At 60.8% G+C, this 15705-nt stretch carries 17 protein-coding genes; 8 read left to right on the top strand and 9 right to left on the bottom strand.

Translation table 11 applies throughout. From position 1 onward, the window contains the following. Positions 1-6: 6 nt before the first annotated feature. The gene (locus KL786_RS06805) at positions 7-366 is read right to left on the bottom strand and encodes a hypothetical protein (protein WP_215517113.1); all 360 of its coding nucleotides are present in this window, start codon (positions 364-366) and stop codon (positions 7-9) included. Positions 367-498: 132 nt separating this feature from the next. On the opposite strand from KL786_RS06805, the gene earP reads away from it, so the two are divergent. Both earP and KL786_RS06815 read left to right on the top strand, forming a co-directional pair. After that, on the top strand, positions 499-1632 hold the full coding sequence (gene earP / locus KL786_RS06810) for an elongation factor P maturation arginine rhamnosyltransferase EarP (protein WP_215517114.1): 1134 nt from the start codon (positions 499-501) through the stop codon (positions 1630-1632). A gap of 49 nt (positions 1633-1681) precedes the next feature. Next, positions 1682-2254, top strand: a complete 573-nt coding sequence (locus KL786_RS06815; RefSeq protein ID WP_215517115.1) for an elongation factor P — start codon at positions 1682-1684, stop codon at positions 2252-2254. Between the two features lie 60 nt (positions 2255-2314). Here the strand turns inward: KL786_RS06815 and KL786_RS06820 are convergent, their stop codons facing one another. The 3 genes from KL786_RS06820 to KL786_RS06830 form a co-directional block, all read right to left on the bottom strand. Beyond that, the gene (locus tag KL786_RS06820; protein WP_076963876.1) at positions 2315-2734 is read right to left on the bottom strand and encodes an organic hydroperoxide resistance protein; all 420 of its coding nucleotides are present in this window, start codon (positions 2732-2734) and stop codon (positions 2315-2317) included. Positions 2735-2984: 250 nt separating this feature from the next. After that, entirely contained in the window at positions 2985-3428 is a 444-nt protein-coding gene (locus KL786_RS06825; protein WP_076963875.1) for a MarR family winged helix-turn-helix transcriptional regulator, read from the bottom strand. A 77-nt stretch (positions 3429-3505) separates the two neighbouring features. Then, on the bottom strand, positions 3506-4456 hold the full coding sequence (locus KL786_RS06830; protein ID WP_215517116.1) for a LysR family transcriptional regulator: 951 nt from the start codon (positions 4454-4456) through the stop codon (positions 3506-3508). A 111-nt stretch (positions 4457-4567) separates the two neighbouring features. On the opposite strand from KL786_RS06830, the gene KL786_RS06835 reads away from it, so the two are divergent. Beyond that, entirely contained in the window at positions 4568-5317 is a 750-nt protein-coding gene (locus KL786_RS06835; protein ID WP_215517171.1) for a sulfite exporter TauE/SafE family protein, read from the top strand. On the opposite strand, the gene KL786_RS06840 is transcribed toward KL786_RS06835, so the two are convergent. Then, positions 5307-6188, bottom strand: a complete 882-nt coding sequence (locus KL786_RS06840) for a LysR family transcriptional regulator (protein WP_215517117.1) — start codon at positions 6186-6188, stop codon at positions 5307-5309. The two genes, KL786_RS06835 and KL786_RS06840, sit on opposite strands and share 11 nt — an antisense overlap. Positions 6189-6258: 70 nt before the next feature. Between KL786_RS06840 and KL786_RS06845 the strand changes: the two genes are divergently transcribed. Both KL786_RS06845 and KL786_RS06850 read left to right on the top strand, forming a co-directional pair. Next, positions 6259-6465 (top strand): DUF1127 domain-containing protein, encoded by a 207-nt coding sequence (locus KL786_RS06845; protein WP_032863432.1) that lies wholly within the window; start codon positions 6259-6261, stop codon positions 6463-6465. Between the two features lie 43 nt (positions 6466-6508). Further along, on the top strand, positions 6509-7741 hold the full coding sequence (locus tag KL786_RS06850) for a winged helix-turn-helix domain-containing protein (protein ID WP_215517118.1): 1233 nt from the start codon (positions 6509-6511) through the stop codon (positions 7739-7741). A gap of 124 nt (positions 7742-7865) precedes the next feature. On the opposite strand, the gene KL786_RS06855 is transcribed toward KL786_RS06850, so the two are convergent. Beyond that, on the bottom strand, positions 7866-9212 hold the full coding sequence (locus tag KL786_RS06855; protein ID WP_065942584.1) for a class II 3-deoxy-7-phosphoheptulonate synthase: 1347 nt from the start codon (positions 9210-9212) through the stop codon (positions 7866-7868). Between the two features lie 141 nt (positions 9213-9353). Between KL786_RS06855 and KL786_RS06860 the strand changes: the two genes are divergently transcribed. Next, positions 9354-10109 carry a spermidine synthase gene (locus KL786_RS06860; RefSeq protein WP_215517119.1) on the top strand — a complete coding sequence of 252 codons (756 nt, stop codon included), beginning with the start codon at positions 9354-9356 and terminating at the stop codon, positions 10107-10109. 113 nt (positions 10110-10222) lie between these two features. Here KL786_RS06860 and KL786_RS06865 read toward each other — a convergent pair whose 3' ends face one another. Continuing rightward, entirely contained in the window at positions 10223-11014 is a 792-nt protein-coding gene (locus tag KL786_RS06865) for a crotonase/enoyl-CoA hydratase family protein (protein WP_032863030.1), read from the bottom strand. A 422-nt stretch (positions 11015-11436) separates the two neighbouring features. On the opposite strand from KL786_RS06865, the gene KL786_RS06870 reads away from it, so the two are divergent. Next, positions 11437-13110, top strand: a complete 1674-nt coding sequence (locus KL786_RS06870; RefSeq protein WP_032863027.1) for a DEAD/DEAH box helicase — start codon at positions 11437-11439, stop codon at positions 13108-13110. Positions 13111-13205: 95 nt separating this feature from the next. Here the strand turns inward: KL786_RS06870 and KL786_RS06875 are convergent, their stop codons facing one another. Further along, a complete protein-coding gene (locus KL786_RS06875) occupies positions 13206-13973 on the bottom strand; it encodes a DODA-type extradiol aromatic ring-opening family dioxygenase (RefSeq protein ID WP_215517120.1) in 768 nt (255 codons plus the stop codon). Positions 13974-14076: 103 nt separating this feature from the next. On the opposite strand from KL786_RS06875, the gene KL786_RS06880 reads away from it, so the two are divergent. Beyond that, complete coding sequence (locus KL786_RS06880) at positions 14077-14733, top strand: thiopurine S-methyltransferase (protein ID WP_215517121.1); 657 nt, start codon at positions 14077-14079, stop codon at positions 14731-14733. Between the two features lie 57 nt (positions 14734-14790). Here KL786_RS06880 and htpX read toward each other — a convergent pair whose 3' ends face one another. Further along, positions 14791-15678 (bottom strand): protease HtpX, encoded by an 888-nt coding sequence (gene htpX, locus KL786_RS06885; protein ID WP_029298042.1) that lies wholly within the window; start codon positions 15676-15678, stop codon positions 14791-14793. Between the last annotated feature and the right edge of the window lie 27 nt (positions 15679-15705).

The raw sequence follows: 15705 nt of genomic DNA on the forward strand, positions 1-15705 counted from the left end.
TGCGGCTCAATCACAAAATTGCAGGACGTTGGCCCGGCTCTTGTCGCTGGGGGCATTCTGGTCCTGCTGGAGCCAGAACTGGCATTTGGGGTTGGACAGGTTGCGCGGGTTGGCGTGCGCCTGCTCCAGCGCCTGTTGTTGCTCCTGCTTGTGCAGGTTTTGCTGGTATTGCTCAAACATTTGGTTCGGCGGTTCCGGCGCCACGGCAGGCGGCTTGCCCAACTGTTGCACGACCTGGGCCACGGGCTGTTCAAACAGGTAGCGTGAGGCCAGCCAGCCTGTCAGCGCGATGGCGACAAAGCCCAGCCACAGGCCCAGGGCCACGGCAATACTGAGTTTGAACATCGACAGCGGGCGATCGGACATGGCGGCCTCCTGGCGGGCGGTTGCGGTGAGTTGCGGATTGTCGCACAGCCGGCGTGCAGAATAATCGCGATCAACCCTTCTGCATGGCAGCATTTATGCGGACAATCGAGCCTTTGAATGATGGAGCCCGGAATGAAAGCCCGCTGGGATATTTTTTGCAGCGTCGTCGATAACTACGGCGACATCGGCGTGACCTGGCGCCTGGCCCGGCAATTGGCAGCGGAACACGCCTGCGTGGTGCGCTTGTGGGTCGATGATTTGCGGGCGTTCGAACGCATGTGCCCAGAGGTGGATGTGCAGTTGGACCAGCAGTGGCAAGAGGGCGTCGATGTCCGTCACTGGTCGCAGGAGTGGGTTGCGACGACGGCAGCCGATGTGGTGATCGCCGCATTTGCCTGCCAATTGCCCCATGACTACATGGAGGCCATGGCTGGGCGTGAGCATCCGCCACTGTGGATGAACCTCGACTATTTGAGTGCCGAAGAATGGGTAGTCGGTTGCCACGGCCTGCCGTCGGTGAAGTTCAAGGGCGTGCAAAAGTATTTCTTCTTTCCCGGATTTCGTCCTGGTACGGGCGGCTTGCTGCGTGAGGCCGGGCTGATCGAACAGCGGCAGGCCTTTGAGCGTGACCGGCAGGCCCGGCAACAATTCCTGCAAGCGCTTGGCGTCTTTCCCGCAAAGGGCGCGCGTTTGATTTCGCTGTTTGCCTATGAAAACGCCGGCCTGGCCAGTTGGCTGGATGTGTTGGCGGCTGACGGGCAAGCCACTCATTTGCTGGTGCCGGAAGGGCGCATCCTTGGCGACGTGCAACGCTGGTTGGGTATCGAGACGTTGGCAGCGGGGGATGTTCATCTGCGCGGTACCCTGACGGTACAGGTGCTGCCGTTTGTGCGACAGGAGCAATACGACCACCTGCTGTGGTGCTGCGATTTCAACGCAGTACGCGGCGAAGACTCCTTTGTGCGGGCGCAGTGGGCAGGACGTCCGTTGCTATGGCATATCTACCGCCAGGATGACGACATTCACCTGGACAAGCTCGATGCCTTTCTCACGCTCTACACCCAGGACCTGTCTGCACCGGCGAAAGCTGCGCTGATTGCCCTATGGCAAGCCTGGAACACGGACAGCGATATGGCCTCAAGCTGGAAAATGCTGCTTGAACATTGGCCGGAACTGACCGCACACGCCGAGAAATGGTGTCTGGAACAGGCCTTGCAAGCCGATCTTGCGACGGCGCTGGTACAGTTTTATGAAAATTGGATATGATACGCGACCTTGATTTTTGTAAATCCCATCCAAATTTCGGATATTCGTAATGAAAACTGGTAAAGAACTGAAACCCGGTACCGTGATCCGTATCGACAACGACCCTTGGTTGGTTCAGAAAGCTGAGTTCACCAAGTCTGGTCGTAACAGCGCAATCATGAAGACCAAGCTGAAGAACCTGCTGACCGGTTACAAGACCGAAACCGTATACAGCGCCGATGACAAGCTGGACGACGTGATCCTCGACCGCAAGGAAGCGACCCTGTCCTTCATCAGCGGCGACACCTACACGTTCATGGACACCACCGACTACACCATGTACGAGCTGAACGCTGAAGATATCGAAGCCGTTCTGCCGTTCGTGGAAGAAGGCATGACCGACGTTTGCGAAGCCATCTTCTTCGAAGATCGCCTGGTTTCCGTAGAGCTGCCGACCACCATCGTGCGTAAGGTTGCCTACACCGAAGGTTCCGCTCGCGGTGACACTTCGGGCAAAGTGATGAAGTCTGCCAAGCTGGCTAACGGTACCGAACTGCAAGTGGCTGATTTTATCGAAATCGACGATATGATCGAGATCGACACCCGCGAAGGTGGTTCGTACAAAGGTCGCGCCAAGAAGTAATTCTGGCGTTACTGATAAAAACCCGACCAAGAGTCGGGTTTTTTTATGCCTGTTTTCCCGTCACACAGTGATATGCAAGCGCACATCGACATTGCCACGAGTGGCATTGGAGTACGGGCAGACCTGGTGTGCGGCATCCACCAGGCTTTGTGCCTCATCCGCGGCCAGGCCGGGCAGGGATACGTGAAGGTCGATGTCCAGGCCAAAACCACCGGGGATCTGGCCGATGCCTACATGGGCAGTGATTGAGGCGTCATCGGGAATTTTGCGTTTGCTCTGGCTGGCGACGAATTTCAGGGCACCGATAAAGCAGGCCGAGTAGCCAGCGGCGAACAGTTGTTCCGGGTTGGTGGCCTGGCCGCCGGCGCCGCCCAGCTCTTTTGGGGTGGCGAGCTTGACGTCGAGGATGTTGTCGCTGGAAACGGCGCGACCATCACGGCCGCCGGTGGCGGTGGCTACAGCGGTATAGAGGGTTTGCATGGGGTTTTCCTCGTATTTATTTGCGCTAAAATTTAGTGCACTAAGTAAGTGCGAGGTAAATGTATCGCGCAAATGTTTTGTGCGCAATATAAATTTCTGGAAGTGATCCCGATCACGTGTAGGAGCCAGCTTGCTGGCGAAAAACCTGAGCGCGGCGCGGGGCACCTGGCACCCCGCATTATCGTTGGCGATTTTCGCCGGCAAGCCGGCCCCTATAGGGGCCTATGTCCGGTCGAAAACAGTGAGAGGGTCAGACGCTACCCTGCAAATTCCTGCGCAATTGCAGCAAGTCCGCCTGCAGCTTCTGCAATTGCTCCATCTGCAACCCGCTGGCGCCGAGGATGCATGGAGGAACATCCATAGCCTTGTCTCGCAACGCGCGGCCTGCCTCGGTCAACTCCACCACGACCACGCGCTCATCGGCACGGCTGCGCGTGCGGCTCAACAGGCCCTCGGCCTCCAGGCGCTTGAGCAGTGGCGTCAGTGAGCCCGGGTCGGTGAGTAGGCGGCTGCTGATTTCGCCCACGGTCAAACCATCTTTTTCCCACAACACCATCATGGCCAGGTACTGCGGGTAGGTCAGGCCAAGGGCTTGCAGCAGGGGTTTGTAGACCTTGGTCATCAACAACGACGTGGAGTGCAGGGCGAAGCACAGTTGGTTGTTCAGAAGCAGGGAGTCGCAAGAGTCGGTCATGGCAGTGCCTTAAAGCGTATTTGATCTGGAATCTAGCGGCCAAATCTTTAACGCGCAAGATAATTCTGTGGCAGTTGTCAGCCCCAGCCGCTTTGCAGTGCCAGATCCCAAGGCGGGACGGGGCTGAAACGGCTCTTGAGGTACTCCAGCAGCAGGCGGCTACGGGCGTTGGCCTGCTGCTCCAGGCGCAGGGCGTAAATACCCGCGCTTTCGGCGGTAGGCAGGCCGTTTTCGCAGAACAACGGTACCAGTTCGCCGCGTACCAGGTATTCACTGGCCAGCCAGGTCGGCAGGTGAGCGATGCCCAGCCCGGCCAGGGCGCCGGACAGCAGGGCTTCGGCATTGTTGGCGCTCATGCGGATACGCTGTGGGCGGTAGGTGTTCTTGCGCCCATCGAGTTCAAAGCGCCAGGCGAACATCGGCGCCAGTCCTTCCCAATCCAGGCCATCGTGTTCGTTGAGTTGGCTGGGGTGGGTCGGTGTACCACGGTTTTTCAGGTAGGCCGGACTGGCACAGGCGATTCGTACGATGCTGGCCAATGGTGTGGCGATCAGCCGGGTGTCGACGATATGCCCCGCGCGCAGCACCAGGTCCACCTTGCCCAGGTGCTCGCCTTGCATGTCGACAAAGCTGTCGATCAGGTGCAGGTGCACGTCCAGGCCCGGGTAGACAGTCAGGAAGTCCGCAATGGCCGGCGCCAGGTGTCGTCGGCCAAAGGCGGCGGGTGCGTCCACGCGAATCAGGCCCTCGGGCGCATGGCTCAGCGACACGGCTTCGGCACGCGCCAATTGCAACTCCCGGACAATCCGCCGCGCGCGCTCGGCAAACGCCAGGCCGGCGGGGGTGGGCAGCACCGCATGGGTACTGCGCAGGAATAACTGGCTGCCCAGGGCGCCCTCCAGGCTGTCGATCCTGCGGGCAACGGCGGAAGGGGTTAGCGGATAGCGGCGCGCGGCGGCGGAAAAACTGCCGGCCTCCAGCACATCGAGGAACAGGCCCAGTTGGTCAGTCAAGGTCGTGGGGTTCATGGGGGGATTCGCTTGTGCGGATTTGGCATAGCCATTGTGCGTTGCTATGCGTTTCCATACCAGAGTGGACTGCGTAGCATGCAGGGCTTGAGTCAGTGCAGGGGTGTAGCTGTGGTGGATATGGCGATGTATGTGGTGCTGGGCATAGCCCTGGGTACCGTCGGCGGTCTGTTTGGCATTGGTGGCGGGCTGATCGCGATTCCGGTGCTGGGCGTGCTGTTTGGCCTCGATCAGCAAATCGCCCAAGGCACGGCGCTGGTGATGGTGGTGCCGAATGTGATGCTGGCCTTGTGGCGTTATCACCAGCGTAATCGCATTGAGCTGCGCCATGCCTTGCCCCTTGGCGTCACGGGTTTCTGCTTTGCCTGGCTGGGTTCGATCTGGGCGGTAGGCATCGATGCGGGCGTCATGCGTATTGGTTTTATTGCGTTTTTGGTGGCCCTGTCGGCGTACAACCTGTTACGGATGGTCACCAGCAATGCGCCACCCAGTGCGCAGATGCGTTATTCCTGGCCGTGGCTGGGGGTGTTGGGAGCGGCGTCGGGTTCCATGGGTGGCCTGTTCGGTGTCGGCGGCGCGGTGGTTGCGACGCCGGTCTTGACCAGTGTGTTCGGCACCACCCAGGTGGTCGCCCAGGGCCTGTCCCTGGCATTGGCCTTGCCCAGCACCGGCGTCACGCTGGTGACCTATGCCTGGCACCACGAAGTGGATTGGCTGATCGGCGTACCCCTGGCCATCGGCGGGTTGCTCAGCATCAGTTGGGGCGTGAAAATCGCCCACGCATTGCCGGAGCGCCTGTTGCGCGGTTTGTTCTGCGGCTTCCTGGTGGTGTGCGCGGTGATGTTGACCTTTAAAGTCTGAAACCCTCCAGGATGTATTCCGCCAGGCATTCGGTGATGGGGGAGGACATGCTCGGGTTGCGCAGCAGTCGCAGGTTGACCGTGTGCAGGGGGCCGAAACCTTCGTCACTGCCAAGTATGCGCAGATCTTCGGTAACCAGGCTTTCCATCATGACCGTCACCGCCAGCCCTGCACCGACCACCGCCTGGATCGCCGCGCCGTTGGAGCTGTGATAGGCCAGGCGATACTCGCGCCCTACGGCATCCAGCGAGGCGCGGGCCCACTGAGTGCAGAAGCTGTCCATGCCGGAAATCGCCAGGGGCAGGGCTTCGTGTTCATCCACGCAGAAGCAGGGGGATGCCACCCAGACCATGCGTTCGTTACGCAACAGCTCGCCGATTTCATTACCCGCCTCGCGGCTGACCACCGTGAGTGCCAGGTCGCGTCGCTGCATCAGGATGGGTGTTCCTTCGCAGTGCATCTCGATCTGAATCAGCGGGTATGCCTTGGAAAACCGCTTGAGAATGCCCGGCAGGTAGCGCATCACATAGTCATCCGGGGTACCGATCCTCACCAGCCCGACCATGTGCGGTTCGCGCAGGGTGTTGAACACCTCGCTGTGCAGTTTCAGGATACGCCGCGCATACCCCAGCAACACCTGGCCCTCGGGTGTGAGTCTGACCTGCCGTCCATCGCGCTCGAACAGCTTGCGTTGCAGCACGTCTTCTTCCAGGCGCTTCATCTGCATGCTCACGGCGGACTGGGTGCGATTGACCAACTCGCCGGCGCGGGTGAAACCGCCCTGGTCGGCGATGGCGACGAAGGTGCGCAGCACGTCGGTGTCGATGCTCGGGTAGTTGGACAATTGATCAATTCCTGAGATGTATAACATAAGAAACATTCGTTGGATTGATCATAGCCGCAGGCACAGACTTCAGTCATCCCCACTGGAGGGCGAGATGATGAAAGGTCAGAAAGGTTTTGTGTTGATGGTAAGGCGGCCGTTTTCCGGGCTGTTTCAACGAGTTTCCCGTTGGTATGCCCTGCATTGTGAACGCCAGTTGCTGGCAAGCATGAGTGATGAGTCGCTCAAGGATATCGGCTTGACGCGTGCCGATGTGGAGCAGGAGCGCCACCGGCATTTCTGGAATGATCCGTTGGGTAAATGACGGGCATCGCGCTACAGTTCGCGGGCGTAACCAGGAGATGCACATGCCCGCAGAACTGAGTTTTTCCCTCAAGCAGGCGCGCCGTCTGGCGCTGGCGGCCCAAGGTTTCAGCGGGCGCCAGCCGCCGGCGCAGGTCAAGGCCGCGCAGGTCAACCGCCTGATCGAGCGCCTGGGCGTATTGCAGATCGATTCGGTCAACGCAGTGGTGCGCTCCCACTATTTGCCGCTGTTTTCCCGCCTGGGCAACTATTCCCCGCTGCTGCTCGAACAGGCCGCCTGGAGCCAGGGCCGGCGGCGCACGCTGTTTGAATATTGGGGGCATGAAGCCTCCCTGCTGCCCATGGCGCTATATCCGTTGATGCGCTGGCGCATGCAGCGTGCGTCCGAGGGGCAGGGGATCTATCAACAGATGGCGCGTTTTGGCCGCGAGCAGCAGGCCACCATCCGCCGCGTGCTGGCTATCGTCGAACAACAGGGCGCGCTGGGAGCCGGCAGCCTGTCGACCCGTGAAGAGCGCGCCGGGCCCTGGTGGGACTGGAGTGATGAAAAGCACGCCTTGGAGTGGTTGTTCGCCGCGGGCTGGGTGACGGTGGCTGGGCGGCGGGGTTTCGAGCGGTTGTACGACTTGCCGGAGCGAGTCATTCCAGCGGCCATTCTGCAACAGGCGCCCTTGAGCGAAGCCAGCGCCCAGCGTGGTCTGATAGTGCATGCGGCAACGGCGTTGGGCGTCGCTACGGAAAAGGACCTGCGCGATTACTTTCGCCTGGAACCCGCGCAGAGTCGCGGGCGCCTCGCCGAACTGGTCGAGGATGGGCAATTGCAGGTCTGCCAGGTCCAGGGTTGGAAACAGCCGGCTTATTGCCTGCCCGAGCCAAGCGTCCCGCGCAAGGTGGTGGCCAGTGCCTTGCTGTCGCCCTTCGATTCATTGATCTGGGAGCGTAGCCGCACCGAGCGATTATTCGACTTTCGCTATCGACTGGAAATCTACACCCCGCAGGATAAGCGGGTGTATGGCTATTACGTGCTGCCGTTTCTGCACAACGAACGGATTGCTGCGCGGGTGGACTTGCGGGCCGAGCGGGCCAATGGCCGGCTGGCGGTGCATGCCGTGCACGAGGAAGAACCGGGGTTGGACGAGGCGGGGATGCTGGCGTTGGCGTTGAACTTGCGGCAGATGGCCGATTGGCTGGGGTTGGAGCAGGTGCAGATCAACTGTCAGCGGCACAGTGCGGCCCGGTTGCGGGTGGCGATGCTGGCGATGGAAGTTGCCAGGTAGGGCGCCATCGCGGGCAAGCCCGGCCCCACATGGGAACTGCGTCTGATCCCCCATCATGTGATGCACGCGGTCAATGTGGGAGCCGGGCTTGCCCGCGATAGCGGTGGATCAGGCCGCCACCGCCCTAGCGTTTGACCTGCTTCAGCGTCTCGGCAATCAGGAACGCCAATTCCAGCGACTGATCGGCGTTCATCCGCGGGTCGCAATGGGTGTGGTAACGGTCCGACAAGCCATCCTCGGTAATCGGCCGTGCGCCACCAATGCATTCGGTCACATTCTGCCCGGTCATTTCGATATGAATCCCTCCGGCATAAGTGCCTTCGGCTTCATGAACCTGGAAGAATTCCTTCACTTCGCTGAGGATCTGCGCGAAGTCCCGGGTCTTGTAGCCGCTGCTGGCCTTGATGGTGTTGCCATGCATCGGGTCGCTGCTCCACAGCACCTGCTTGCCTTCGCGCTGTACGGCGCGGATCAGGTTGGGCAGATGATCGCCGACCTTGTTGGCGCCCATGCGCGCGATCAGGTTCAGGCGGCCGGGGTCGTTGTCCGGGTTGAGGATGTCGATCAGGCGAATCAGGTCGTCGGGGTTCATGCTCGGGCCGACCTTGACCCCGATCGGGTTGTTCACCCCGCGCAGGAACTCGACGTGGGCGCCATCGAGCTGGCGCGTGCGGTCGCCGATCCACAGCATATGGGCCGAACAGTCGTAGTAGTCGTTGGTCAGGCTGTCGCGGCGCACGAAGGCTTGCTCGTAGTTGAGCAGCAGCGCTTCGTGGGCGGTGAAGAAGCTGGTCTCGCGCAATTGTGGCGAGGTGTCCATGCCGCAGGCGCGCATGAAGGCCAGGGTCTCGTCGATGCGGTCTGCCAGTTGGCTGTACTTGTCGGCCAGGGCGGAGTTGGCAATAAAGTCCAGGTTCCACTTATGCACCTGGTGCAGGTCGGCAAAACCACCCTGGGCGAAGGCCCGCAGCAGGTTCAGGGTGGCGGTGGACTGGTGGTAGGACTGCAGCAGGCGGTCGGGATCCGGGACGCGGCTTTTCTCGTCGAAACCGATGCCGTTGACGATATCGCCACGGTAGGCGGGCAGGGTGATGCCGTCGATGGTTTCATCATTGGCCGAGCGCGGCTTGGCGAATTGGCCGGCCATGCGCCCGACTTTGACCACGGGGCAGCCAGCGGCGAAGGTCATGACAATGGCCATTTGCAGCAGCACTTTGAAGGTGTCACGGATCTTTGCTGCGGAGAACTCGGCAAAGCTCTCGGCGCAGTCGCCGCCTTGCAGCAGGAACGCGCGACCCTGGGTCACCTCGGCAAACTGGCGGCGCAGCTCCCGGGCTTCGCCGGCGAAGACCAGCGGCGGGTAACTGGCCAGGCTCTGCTCGACCTGCAACAAGTGCGCGGCGTCAGGGTAGCGGGGTTGTTGCTGGATCGGCAGGGCGCGCCAGCTGTCGGGGCTCCAGGGTTGGCTCATCGTGAACTCGAATGAATGTCGGGGATGTGCATGTTATCAGCAATTAGTGCGTGACCTGCTGGCGCTGCTTGGCCGACAATCGCGCCTTTCCCGCTTGGTACCAGGCGGCTTGAACCCGTGCCGGGGCCATTAGGAGATGAAATGTCTGAGGAGCGCGTCGAGCGCCTGCTGGCTGAGGTCCATGACGACTTCGGCATGATCCGTGTGCTGGAAGTGGCCGATTACCGCTTTCTTGAGTTTGGCGATGCCATCGAGCAGAGCTGTGTGTTTACTGCCGATCCGAGCTGGCTGGAGTATGACTACACCCGTGCCATGCTGATTGGTGCCCTGTGCCATGAGCAGCCCGAAAGTGCGCTGTTCCTCGGCCTGGGTGCCGGGACCCTGACCCAGGCTTGCCTCAAGTTCCTGCCCCTGGAGGATGTCGAGGCCATTGAGCTGCGTCCGGACGTGCCGCGCCTGGCTATCGAGTATTTAGGGCTCGATGATGACCCGCGGTTGTATATCCGCGTGGGCGATGCACTGGAGTTGCTGGAGACGGCAGAGCCGGCAGACCTGATTTTCGTCGACCTGTATACCGATGTGGGGCCTGGGGTTGGCCATCTGGCCTGGACCTTCCTGGAAAATTGCCAGAAGAAACTCAACCCCGGTGGCTGGCTGGTGATCAACCAGTGGGCCACCGATGATGGCAAGCCGCTGGGTGCTGCACTGTTGCGCGGGCTTTATCATCGGCATTACTGGGAGTTGCCGGTGAAGGAGGGCAACGTGATTTTGCTGGTGCCGGCGGATCTGGACCAGACGCTGGACCTGGCGGCGGTTTCTGCGCGGGCCGAGGCGCTGGCGCCGCGCCTGGGGTATTCGTTGCAGGCGTTGATCAAGGCAGTTCGTCCGGCGACGTAGGTGTCTGTACTGGCCCATCGCGGGCAAGTCGAATCGTCGCACCGCCGCTCCCACAGGTGTATGCGGTCAAATGTGGGAGCGGGCTTGCCAGCGATGAGGCCATCACTGACTGCTTACAAACCTTTGAACACCCCCGGCCGCTTCTCCAGCATCGCCCGCACCCCTTCCTTAGCATCCTCGCTGTTAAGCAGTTTCTCGACCAGCACCGGCAACCCGGCCGCCGCAGCAGTCTCGCCTTCATCCCGCGCCTGTCGTGCCGATGTCAAAGTCGCCTGCACGCCCAGCGGTGCCTGGCTGGCAATCCGGTTGGCCAGGGCCAGCGCCCGGGGCAGCAGGTCTTCGCTGGCCATGACCTCTTGCACCAGCCCCAGTCGCAGCGCTTCATGGGCATCGAACTCATCGCCCGTCAGCAACCAGCGCATGGCGTTGCCCCAGCCAGCAATCTGATGCAGGCGCAGGGTGGCGCCGCCAAAAGGAAAGATCCCACGCTGTACTTCCATCTGCGCAAAGCGCGTATTGCTGGCGCACAGGTTGATGTCCGCCGCGAGCATCAATTCGATACCGATGGTCAGGCAATAGCCCTGCGCGGCAACGATCACTGGTTTGCTGACCCTGGGCCCGGCGAACACGCCCCATGGGTCGCAGCCTCCCAGCGGCGGTTGCCAGCCTTGCGCCATAGTGTGGGCGACGTTGATCAGGTCCAGCCCGGCGGTGAAGTGGTCGCCATGCCCGAACACCACGGCCACGCGTGCTTCTTCATTGCGATCGAACTCGCCATAGGCCAGGCTCAGTTCGTTGAGCAAGTCGAGATCAAAAGCGTTGCGCTTGGCGACCCGATCAAGTCCCAGCAGCAGGACATGCCCTTGTAGTTCACGGCTGACGCGGCTGCTGCTGGCTTGTTTCATGGGTGGATCCTCGGGCGCGAAAGGCAGTTTCGGACCGAAGGGCCCGCTGCAAAAGGTGAAGCGTTTAAGCGCAATGACCAACAGGGCCGGGCCTTTGAAAAATAGACGTTCCTGCAAGGATGCGCAAAGCCTGTGACACAGAGCAGTTGAATGGCCTTTTCCGATAAAAAAAGCTCCCTTTTTCAGGGATTTCCGGTATAGTGCGCGCCGGCCTTTAACCGGGCCGCGTTTAGGTAGCGCAATTCCCCGAAGTCAGCTTCGGCTGCACGTCCGCACAGCGGACTCTTCCTTGACGAATCTTTTTCATTCATTCGTTTTCGCAAATCCCCGCCGACAAAGCAGCCAGGGCGACTCTTGAGTCTCAACACGGCATGCGCAGCTTTGGAGCATGGGTCTTTGCGGATGCACTTAGAGGCAGACCCATGACCCAGGAAACCGGCGGCTTCGCCGCTTTTAATCTTAACCCGAACATTCTTGCTGCCGTCATCGCGACTGGCTACGAAGAACCTTCGGCTATTCAGCAGCAATCGATCCCGATCATCATGGCCGGCCAGGACATGATTGGCCAGGCGCAAACCGGTACCGGTAAAACCGCCGCGTTCGCCCTGCCTATCCTGCATTGCATCGATCCTGCCAAGCGCGAGCCGCAAGCCCTGATCCTGGCGCCAACCCGTGAGTTGGCGCTGCAAGTAGCAACCGCTTTCGAAACCTACGCCAAGCAAATGCCGGGCGTTACCGTTGTGGCCGTTTACGGCGGCGCGCCTATGGGCCCACAACTGAAAGCCATCCGTAATGGTGCACAGATCGTTGTCGCCACTCCGGGCCGTCTGTGCGACCACCTGCGTCGTGACGAAAAAGTGCTGTCGACCGTGAACCACCTGGTTCTCGACGAAGCTGACGAAATGTTGAAGCTGGGCTTCATGGATGACCTGGAAGTCATCTTCAAGGCGCTGCCACCGACCCGTCAGACCGTATTGTTCTCGGCCACCCTGCCGCAGTCGATCCGTGCCATTGCCGAACGCCATCTGCGCGATCCGCAACACGTGAAGATCCAGACCAAGACCCAGACCGTTACCGCGATCGAACAGGCTCACCTGTTGGTTCACGCTGACCAGAAGACCTCGGCTGTATTGAGCCTGCTGGAAGTCGAAGACTTCGACGCCCTGATCATGTTCGTGCGCACCAAGCAAGCGACCCTGGACCTGGCCAGTGCCCTGGAAGCCAAAGGCTACAAAGCCGCTGCGCTGAACGGTGACATCGCCCAGAACCAGCGTGAGCGCGTGATCGACTCCCTCAAGGATGGCCGTCTGGACATCGTTGTGGCGACCGACGTTGCTGCTCGTGGCCTCGACGTTCCACGTATCACCCACGTGTTCAACGTTGACATGCCGTACGACCCAGAGTCCTACGTTCACCGTATCGGCCGTACTGGCCGTGCCGGTCGCGAAGGTCGTGCACTGCTGCTGGTGACTCCGCGTGAGCGCCGCATGCTGCAAGTGATCGAGCGTGTAACCGGTCAGAAAGTTGCCGAAGTCCGCCTGCCGGATGCCCAGGCCGTTCTCGATGCGCGCATCAAGAAACTGACCAACAGCCTGTCGCCGCTGGTGGCTGACGCTGAATCGACCCACGGTGATCTGCTGGACCGCCTGACTGCCGATATCGGTTGCACCCCGCGTGCCCTGGCTGCAGCCCTGCTGCGCAAGGCTACCAACGGTCAGGCCCTGACCCTGGCTGCGATCGAGAAAGAACGTCCACTGGTGCCGAACAACGCGCCACGCGGTGATCGTCCAGAGCGTACCGGCGACCGTCCGGACCGTGGTGATCGTGAGCGTCGTGCTCCGGTTGCATTGGCTGAAGGCCGTGCTCGTTGCCGTACCGCGCTGGGCGCACGTGACGGCATCGCCGCCAAGAACCTGCTGGGCGCTATCCTCAACGAGGGTGGCCTGGCACGTGAAGCGATCGGTCGTATCCAGGTGCGTGACAGCTTCTCCCTGGTGGAGCTGCCGGAAGATGGCCTGGAGAAGTTGCTGGCCAAGCTGAAGGACACCCGCGTTGCCGGCAAGCAGCTCAAGCTGCGTCGCTATCGCGAAGATTGATCGACCTTAGGGTTGATTGATCGAACATAAAAAATCCCCGACTGGTTCGGGGATTTTTTTTGCCTGGGGTTTGGGCTAGGACTGTAGGCGCGAAGTCATCCGAAGCGGTAGATGTCCATCCCCAATGCGCCCAGGGTGAAGCCTTGGTGCGCGATACTGAACTCGCCTCCGGCCCCGCGTGCGAAATACAACGGTAACAAGTGCTCATCGCTGGGGTGGCTGCGCTCCGCATAAGGCGCTTGCTTGCGATAGTCGTGCAGCGCGGTCTCATCCTGTGCCGACAGTTTGTCGACCACCCAATCGCGAAAGTCTCCCGCCCAGGGCTCAATGCTTTGCGGCCCGGCTCGCCAATCCAGCTCACCGAGGTTATGGGTGATGCTGCCCGAGCCGATCAACAGCACGCCTTGTTCACGCAAACTGCGCAGTGCCTGCCCGATCCGGGTTTGCAACGCGGGGCCCATATGGCTGGGCAGCGAGACCTGTACCACTGGGATATCGGCCGCCGGGTACATCAGCGACAGCGGCACCCAGGTGCCATGGTCAAACGGGCGCTGGTTGTCGAGTCGGGCTGGCAAGCCATCGGCTGCGAGTAGTTCGACGATCTGTTGCGCCAGTGCTGGGTCGCCGGGCGCTGGATATTGCACCGCAAACAGTTCGCGGGGGAAGCCGCCGAAGTCGTGCCAGGTTTCTGGGGTAGGGCTGCCACTGACCAGTAGCTCGCGACTTTCCCAGTGCGCGGACATCACCACGATTGCCCTGGGGCGTGGCAAGTCAGCGGCCAGGCGCTGAAGTGCCGGGCCGCTGGCGCCGGGTTGCAGGGCAAGCATGGGTGAGCCGTGGGAAATAAACAGGCTGGGGAGCATGAGCAGGGCCCTCAAGGTTAAGATGGGACCATCTTCAATCAGATCATTGATCTAAATCCAATATAAGTTTTAGCGCTATTTGATCAAGTTTTCAGGGGTATTCATGGATTCCACTTTTTGGCATGACCGCTGGGCACGCAATCAGATCGGCTTTCATCTGCCAGGGGTCAATCCCTATTTGCAGCGACACTGGCCGGGCTTGGGGTTGGCCATTGGGGCCAGGGTGTTGGTGCCGCTGTGTGGCAAAAGCCTGGACATGGTGTGGCTGGCGGAGCAGGGGTATCGGGTCCTGGGTGTGGAATTGTCGGAAAAGGCCGTTGAAGAGTTCTTCCAGGAGCAACGCCTGACTGCGCAAGTCAGCCAGCGGGGAAACTTCAAGGTTTATCAGGCGGACGCTATCGAGTTGTGGTGCGGTGATTTCTTCCAATTGCGTCGCGCCGATGTGGCGGGATGCACCGCACTGTACGACCGTGCGGCGCTGATAGCCTTGCCGCCGCCGATGCGTGAGCGTTATGTCGCGCATTTGCAGGCGATTGCACCTCAGGTGCAGGATGGCCTGTTGATCAGCCTTGATTATGAGCAGGCCCTGAAGGCAGGGCCGCCGTTTGCAGTGAGCGACGATGAGGTTCGGGGGCTGTTGGGAGTGCGCTGGCGCCTGAGTGTCCTGGAGCAGCGGGATATCCTGGCCGAGAGCCCGAAGTTCGCCCAGGATGGCGTCACGCGGCTGGAGGAGCGGGTTTACCAACTGGCAGGGCGGTAAAACACGCGAGCACAAAAAAGGGGCGATTCAATCGCCCCTTTTTGACCAGCTTGGCTGTCAGCCGCGACGACGCAGTGCGTCGATCCGCTCTTCCAGCGGCGGGTGGCTCATGAACATCCGCGCCAGGCCTTGCTTGACGCCACCGTTGATGCCGAAGGCATTCAGGGTGTCAGGCATATGCACCGGCAGGCCCTGTTCGGAGCGCAGGCGTTGCAGGGCGCCGATCATGGCGGCAGTACCGGCCAGTTGGGCACCGGCTTCGTCGGCGCGGAATTCGCGTTTGCGCGAGAACCACATCACGATGGAGCTGGCGAGGAAGCCCAGGACCAGTTCGGCAAAGATCGTCGCCACGTAGTAGGCGATACCCTGGCCGCCTTCGTTCTTGAAGATCACCTTGTCGACAAAGTTGCCGATGATCCGCGCGAAGAACATCACGAAGGTGTTCACTACGCCCTGGACCAGTGCCAGGGTCACCATGTCGCCGTTGGCGACGTGGCCGATCTCGTGGGCCAGCACGGCCTTCACTTCGTCGGGCGAGAAACGCTCCAGCAAACCCTGGCTGACGGCAACAAGAGCATCGTTCTTGTTCCAGCCGGTGGCAAAGGCGTTGGCCTCGTAGGCCGGGAAGATCCCGACTTCGGGCATCTTGATCCCGGCTTCGCGGGACAGTTGCTCGACGGTCTGCAGCAGCCATTGCTCATGCCGGGTGCGCGGCTGGGTGATGATCTGGGTGCTGGTGCTCATCTTCGCCATCCACTTGGAGATGAACAGCGAGAAGATCGAGCCGGCAAAACCAAAGACGGCACAGAAAACCAGCAGCTGATTGAGGTTCAGATCAACCCCGTTGGCCGCCATGAACCCGTTGAAGCCGAAAAGGCTCAGGGTGATGCTGGCAATCAGCACGACCGCCAGGTTAGTGGCCAAGAACAGCAGGATGCGCATCATGGTTGTAGAATTCTCCTCATGCTTAAT

The organism is Pseudomonas sp. TAE6080, assembly GCF_018732265.1.
GTDB lineage: Bacteria > Pseudomonadota > Gammaproteobacteria > Pseudomonadales > Pseudomonadaceae > Aquipseudomonas > Aquipseudomonas brenneri.

What these genes read in the sequence shown, in the direction of transcription:
- KL786_RS06805 (WP_215517113.1), bottom strand. Translation starts at nt 366, where the DNA reads ATGTCCGATCGCCCGCTGTCGATGTTCAAACTCAGTATTGCCGTGGCC.
- earP (WP_215517114.1), top strand. Translation starts at nt 499, where the DNA reads ATGAAAGCCCGCTGGGATATTTTTTGCAGCGTCGTCGATAACTACGGC.
- KL786_RS06815 (WP_215517115.1), top strand. Translation starts at nt 1,682, where the DNA reads ATGAAAACTGGTAAAGAACTGAAACCCGGTACCGTGATCCGTATCGAC.
- KL786_RS06820 (WP_076963876.1), bottom strand. Translation starts at nt 2,734, where the DNA reads ATGCAAACCCTCTATACCGCTGTAGCCACCGCCACCGGCGGCCGTGAT.
- KL786_RS06825 (WP_076963875.1), bottom strand. Translation starts at nt 3,428, where the DNA reads ATGACCGACTCTTGCGACTCCCTGCTTCTGAACAACCAACTGTGCTTC.
- KL786_RS06830 (WP_215517116.1), bottom strand. Translation starts at nt 4,456, where the DNA reads ATGAACCCCACGACCTTGACTGACCAACTGGGCCTGTTCCTCGATGTG.
- KL786_RS06840 (WP_215517117.1), bottom strand. Translation starts at nt 6,188, where the DNA reads ATGTTATACATCTCAGGAATTGATCAATTGTCCAACTACCCGAGCATC.
- KL786_RS06845 (WP_032863432.1), top strand. Translation starts at nt 6,259, where the DNA reads ATGAAAGGTCAGAAAGGTTTTGTGTTGATGGTAAGGCGGCCGTTTTCC.
- KL786_RS06850 (WP_215517118.1), top strand. Translation starts at nt 6,509, where the DNA reads ATGCCCGCAGAACTGAGTTTTTCCCTCAAGCAGGCGCGCCGTCTGGCG.
- KL786_RS06855 (WP_065942584.1), bottom strand. Translation starts at nt 9,212, where the DNA reads ATGAGCCAACCCTGGAGCCCCGACAGCTGGCGCGCCCTGCCGATCCAG.
- KL786_RS06860 (WP_215517119.1), top strand. Translation starts at nt 9,354, where the DNA reads ATGTCTGAGGAGCGCGTCGAGCGCCTGCTGGCTGAGGTCCATGACGAC.
- KL786_RS06865 (WP_032863030.1), bottom strand. Translation starts at nt 11,014, where the DNA reads ATGAAACAAGCCAGCAGCAGCCGCGTCAGCCGTGAACTACAAGGGCAT.
- KL786_RS06870 (WP_032863027.1), top strand. Translation starts at nt 11,437, where the DNA reads ATGACCCAGGAAACCGGCGGCTTCGCCGCTTTTAATCTTAACCCGAAC.
- KL786_RS06875 (WP_215517120.1), bottom strand. Translation starts at nt 13,973, where the DNA reads ATGCTCCCCAGCCTGTTTATTTCCCACGGCTCACCCATGCTTGCCCTG.
- KL786_RS06880 (WP_215517121.1), top strand. Translation starts at nt 14,077, where the DNA reads ATGGATTCCACTTTTTGGCATGACCGCTGGGCACGCAATCAGATCGGC.
- htpX (WP_029298042.1), bottom strand. Translation starts at nt 15,678, where the DNA reads ATGATGCGCATCCTGCTGTTCTTGGCCACTAACCTGGCGGTCGTGCTG.